General features: G+C 57.4%; 4 protein-coding genes and 1 pseudogene. 1 reads left to right on the forward strand and 4 read right to left on the reverse strand.

Annotation, left to right across the window (positions count from 1 at the left end):
- Positions 1-122: 122 nt before the first annotated feature.
- From msrQ to ilvC, 4 genes and pseudogenes are all read right to left on the reverse strand, one after another.
- A pseudogene (msrQ, locus tag ACNFCJ_RS23790) lies at positions 123-766 on the reverse strand (protein-methionine-sulfoxide reductase heme-binding subunit MsrQ).
- Positions 766-1776: a protein-methionine-sulfoxide reductase catalytic subunit MsrP gene (msrP, locus tag ACNFCJ_RS23795; protein WP_416773859.1), complete on the reverse strand. Its 1011-nt coding sequence runs from the start codon at positions 1774-1776 to the stop codon at positions 766-768. The pseudogene msrQ and the gene msrP overlap by 1 nt, the downstream one beginning before the upstream one ends.
- A gap of 66 nt (positions 1777-1842) precedes the next feature.
- On the reverse strand, positions 1843-2658 hold the full coding sequence (pssA, locus tag ACNFCJ_RS23800; protein WP_041980762.1) for a CDP-diacylglycerol--serine O-phosphatidyltransferase: 816 nt from the start codon (positions 2656-2658) through the stop codon (positions 1843-1845).
- 147 nt (positions 2659-2805) lie between these two features.
- Entirely contained in the window at positions 2806-3822 is a 1017-nt protein-coding gene (gene ilvC / locus ACNFCJ_RS23805) for a ketol-acid reductoisomerase (RefSeq protein WP_037001483.1), read from the reverse strand.
- A 126-nt stretch (positions 3823-3948) separates the two neighbouring features.
- Here ilvC and ilvY point away from each other — a divergent pair, with 126 nt between their 5' ends.
- Positions 3949-4830 carry an HTH-type transcriptional activator IlvY gene (gene ilvY, locus ACNFCJ_RS23810; RefSeq protein WP_416773860.1) on the forward strand — a complete coding sequence of 294 codons (882 nt, stop codon included), beginning with the start codon at positions 3949-3951 and terminating at the stop codon, positions 4828-4830.
- Positions 4831-5037: the final 207 nt, after the last annotated feature.

Consider the following 5037-nt stretch of genomic DNA (forward strand, 5'->3'; position numbering starts at 1 on the left):
CACGCCAGATCCAGTTTTGCAAACCCTTCATTCAACTTAACTTATTGATTAACAAGAAGTTTTTGAAGCGCTTCATCGCTGAAGTGGCGCGCATTCTACATCCAGCAGAATATGCGTCAAGCTTATATTTCAACTTTCTTCGGATTTTCTCGCCAAAGGACGCCAGCTCGCTGCAACCCACTTGCCACTGCAGAAACACGCATCAGCAGCAGCGCCCCACCGATGAGCGCATAAGCGAGCCACTCACCCAGATCCGCACGCACCACCCAAAGCATATGCAGCAAGGCCAGTAACAGGATGACGTAGACCAGACGGTGCAGAGCCTTCCACTTGCGGCCCAGTCTTCTGATGCTGAAACGATTCGAGGTAACTGCCAATGCCAGCAAGCCAATGAACGCCAGCGCCCCAACGATGATGTAAGGACGCTCGGAAAGATCGCGAAGCACTAGATCCAGACGCAACCCGGCGATAAACAGCACATAACCGGACAGGTGCAACGTTACGTAGGCAAAGCACCATAGACCTAAGTGTCGGCGTACCGCGATCCAACCGCTCCAGCGGGTCAACTGCTGCAGCGGTGTCACTGCTGCAGCGGTGTCATTGCCAAGGTGATCAACAGAAGGATCAGAGCACCGAGCCCCAGATTATCCACTAGCACCTTACCGGGGTCAGGCCCCAGCAAATTGAAGACGGCGCAGTACAGCCAATACAGCGGCGGTACCAATGCAGCCAGGAATACGCTGACGCGCCAGAGCCTGTAGCGCATCAGTAGTACCTCGACAGATCCATTCCCGCGTAGAGGTCAGCGACCTCCTCATAGCCATTGAACATCCGTGTATCGATCACATTGGGGCTGAACAACCCGCTAGGCAGACGCCGCTCGGTTGCTTGAGACCAGCGCGGATGATCCACCTGCGGGTTGACGTTGGCATAGAAGCCGTACTCGTTCGGCGCAATGCGCTCCCAGGTAGTTTTAGGCGCCTCGCTCACCAGGCTGATGCGTACGATGGATTTGATGCTTTTGAAACCATATTTCCAGGGCACCACTAAACGTAAGGGAGCGCCGTTCTGATTCGGCAGCACTCGGCCGTACATGCCGACTGCCATGAAGGCCAGCGGATGCATAGCCTCGTCCAAACGCAGACCCTCGATATAAGGCCAATCGATCAGAGAGAACCCCGAGCGCTGGCCCGGCATGCGCTCACGATCAATCAGCGTTTCGAAACGCACATAACGAGCCGATGAGGTGGGCTCGACCTGCTTGAGCAGTTCGGCCAAAGGAAAGCCCAACCAGGGAATTACCATGGACCAGGCCTCGACACAGCGAAGTCGATAGATACGTTCTTCGAACGCATGCGGTTTGACCAGATCCTCGATGGCATAGCGCCCCGGCTTGCCCACCTCGCTATCGACCATCACTGTCCAGGGCTCGACCTGCAGCTTGCCGGCATTGGCCGCCGGATCGCCCTTACCTGTGCCGAACTCATAGAAGTTGTTGTAGTGCGTCGCGTCCTTGAACGGCGTGATGCTTTCACCTTCAGCCGTAATCGCTTGCCAGCGCGTGGCCGCCAGTTTCTCTTCGAACCAGCCAGGCGCCTTGGCGGGCTCGACATCGCTGTAGCGCCCTTGGGCTTCGGCACTGGCCCAACCAGGCATAGCCGCCATCGCAGCCAGCGCCAGCGAGCCCTGCATCAGCTTGCGACGGGAGAGGTAAACGGATTCCGGGGTGACTTCGGACTCAAGAGCCCGAGAAGAGGGAAGCACTCGGATGGGCATGGCGACTCCGCGACTACAGTTCGAGAAACGAACTGTAGACCACGGAGTGCAGGAGAAATTACAGCGTCAGACAGATTTACGACGACGCAATTGCAGCAGGTACTGAATCGGACCGGAGGCTGCGTAAGCGAGGAAGATAAGCAGCAGGATACGGGGCGGATCGCTGAACACCACCGCGAACACCAGCACCACGGCCAGAATGGCCACGAAAGGTACGCGCCCTTTCAGGTCCAGGTCCTTGAAGCTGTAGTACTTGATGTTGCTGACCATCAGGCACCCTGCAGCAGCGACCAGCAGCGCCACGGCAAAGGACATGTTCGAGCCCTTGATACCGAAATCGCTGAACGCCCACACCGTACCGGCCACCACACCCGCCGCAGCCGGACTGGCCAGGCCGATGAAGTAACGTTTGTCGACGCTGCCGATCTGCGTATTGAAGCGCGCCAGGCGCAAGGCTGCGCCAGCAACATAGATGAAGGCGACCATCCAGCCTACTTTGCCCATGCTACCCAGCGCCCATTCGAATGCGAGCAGAGCTGGCGCAACGCCGAAGGCCACCATATCGGAAAGCGAGTCGTACTCGGCGCCGAATGCACTTTGCGTATTGGTCAAACGCGCCACGCGGCCGTCCAGACCATCGAGCACCATGGCGACGAACACCGCGGCGGCAGCCACATAGAAGTTGCCGTTCATTGCGTTGATGATGGAGTAGAAACCGGCGAACAGGTTTGCCGTGGTGAACAGATTGGGCAGCAGGTAAATACCACGGTGACGCACCTTGCGCCCTTCCGCGTCCTGCCCTTCCTCTATGTGCTCGTCGATCGGCAGCAGGCTTTCCAGATTATCGCCAGCCGGCTTTTGATCCTCGGGACCTTCACTCATGAACAGCACCTTGCAACGGGTTTGACAAATTTCGACCGGGACGACTGAACTCAGTTCGCCAATCAGCGAGCTGGCTTTATACCAGAAGCCTCGCCCCAGAATGAAAAAACGCGGCATAAAGCCGCGTTCTTTCGCACATCGCAGACCTTAGTTCTTGGCCTTGTCGACGATCTTGTTGGCAGCAATCCACGGCATCATCGAACGCAGTTGCTCACCGATGACTTCGATACCGTGAGCGGCGTTGTTACGACGCTTGGCGGTCATCGACGGGTAGCCAGTGGCGCCTTCGCTGATGAACATCTTGGCGTATTCACCGTCCTGGATGCGCTTCAGAGCGTTGCGCATGGCCTGACGGGATTCAGCGTTGATCACTTCCGGGCCGGTGACGTACTCACCGTACTCGGCGTTGTTGGAGATCGAGTAGTTCATGTTGGCGATACCGCCTTCGTACATGAGGTCGACGATCAGCTTCAGTTCGTGCAGGCACTCGAAGTAGGCCATTTCCGGCGCGTAGCCAGCTTCGACCAGGGTTTCGAAACCGGCTTTGACCAGTTCGACGGTACCGCCGCAGAGAACGGCCTGCTCACCGAACAGGTCGGTTTCGGTCTCGTCCTTGAAGGTGGTTTCGATGATGCCGGTACGGCCGCCGCCAACGCCCGAGGCGTAGGACAGGGCAACGTTCTTGGCATTGCCGGAAGCGTCCTGGTAAACAGCGATCAGGTCAGGGATGCCGCCGCCTTTGACGAATTCGGTGCGAACGGTGTGGCCCGGAGCCTTCGGCGCGATCATGATCACGTCGAGATCGGCACGCGGTACGACCTGGTTGTAGTGGATGGCGAAGCCGTGGGAGAAGGCCAGGGTGGCGCCCTTCTTGATGTTCGGCTCGATCTCGTTCTTGTATAGCTGGCCCTGGAATTCGTCCGGGGTCAGGATCATTACCAGGTCGGCAGCGGCGACGGCGGAAGCCACGTCTGCCACTTTCAGGCCATGGGCTTCAGCCTTGGCAACGGTAGCGGAGCCTTTACGCAGACCGACGGTGACGTCGACGCCGGAGTCTTTCAGGTTGCACGCCTGAGCGTGGCCCTGGGAGCCGTAGCCGATGATGGCAACTTTCTTGCCCTGGATGATCGAGAGGTCACAGTCTTTGTCGTAATAAACTTTCATGTTCTTGGCTCTTGTGTATCGAAAGGGATGGGGTGCGGAGCACCGCGACAGAGAGACCTTAAGTGATTCGAACCATTGCGTAAAATGATATATTTGCAACACCACATGCCGATTTATGAAATATAAATGGACAGTCACTCTCTCAGGCTTTTTCTCTCCCTGGCTGACAACCTGCATTTCGGTCGAACCAGCCACGAGCAGCATGTCAGCCCTTCTGCGCTCAGCCGCAGCATCAAGCAGCTAGAGGACGAAGTCGGCGCTGCGCTGTTCGTTCGCGACAACCGCTCAGTCCGCCTGACCCGCGAGGGCCAGCAGTTTCGCGAGTACGCGAGCGAGGTCATCAATGGCTGGCAGGCGATTCGCCAGACCTTCATGCAGGACCAGTTGAATCTGCACGGCGAGCTGTCGCTGTACTGCTCGGTCACCGCGAGCTACAGCTTCCTCTACGACATCCTCAGCAGCTTTCGTCAGGACTACCCGCGCATCGAAATGAAACTGCACACCGGCGATCCGGCGAAAGCAGTCGAGCGCGTGCAACAAGGGCTGGAAGACCTGGCCATCGGCGCCCTACCCGACAGTCTGCCGGCCGGGGTCAAGTTTCAGTCGATCACGCGCTCTGACTTGCGCTTTATCGGCCCCCAAGCGCCCCAACTGCTGAACGAGGAACAACTGAGGTATCCAAAGGCGGAGAATTGGAAAGATGTGCCGATGATTCTTTCGGAAGAGGGCCTGGCACGGACACGCACCGATCGCTGGTTGAAAAGCCACAACATCAAGCCGCGCATCTATGCCCAGGTCAGCGGCAACGAAGCGATCGTCAGCATGGTCAGCCTGGGCTTCGGTATCGGGGTGGTGCCGCAGATCGTACTGGATAACAGTCCACTGACCGCACGCATTCGCATCTACGACATTCAGCCACCGCTAACCGCTTATGACATTGGTCTGTTCGCGCTAGAAAAACGCCTCAAGGACCCGCTGATCGCAGCTTTCTGGAATCGCCAACGCTGAGCTTTGGGCAATAAAAAGCTCCGGACCACAGACTGTGTGAAAACCTAGCAGTCTGAGAGCAAGCTGAAGACAATGCCTCTATCGGTCGATAGGGGTATTGTCGTTTATGGGCTATATCCAAGGTGAAGATCGGCAACAAAGCAGCCTGTTTCCGCCGACATTGGAAGAGCTGGTTCCTGAGGATCATCTAGTTCGAGTCATCGAGGC

The sequence above is a fragment of the Pseudomonas sp. NY15364 genome (genome assembly GCF_048068235.1).
GTDB lineage: Bacteria > Pseudomonadota > Gammaproteobacteria > Pseudomonadales > Pseudomonadaceae > Aquipseudomonas > Aquipseudomonas mendocina_D.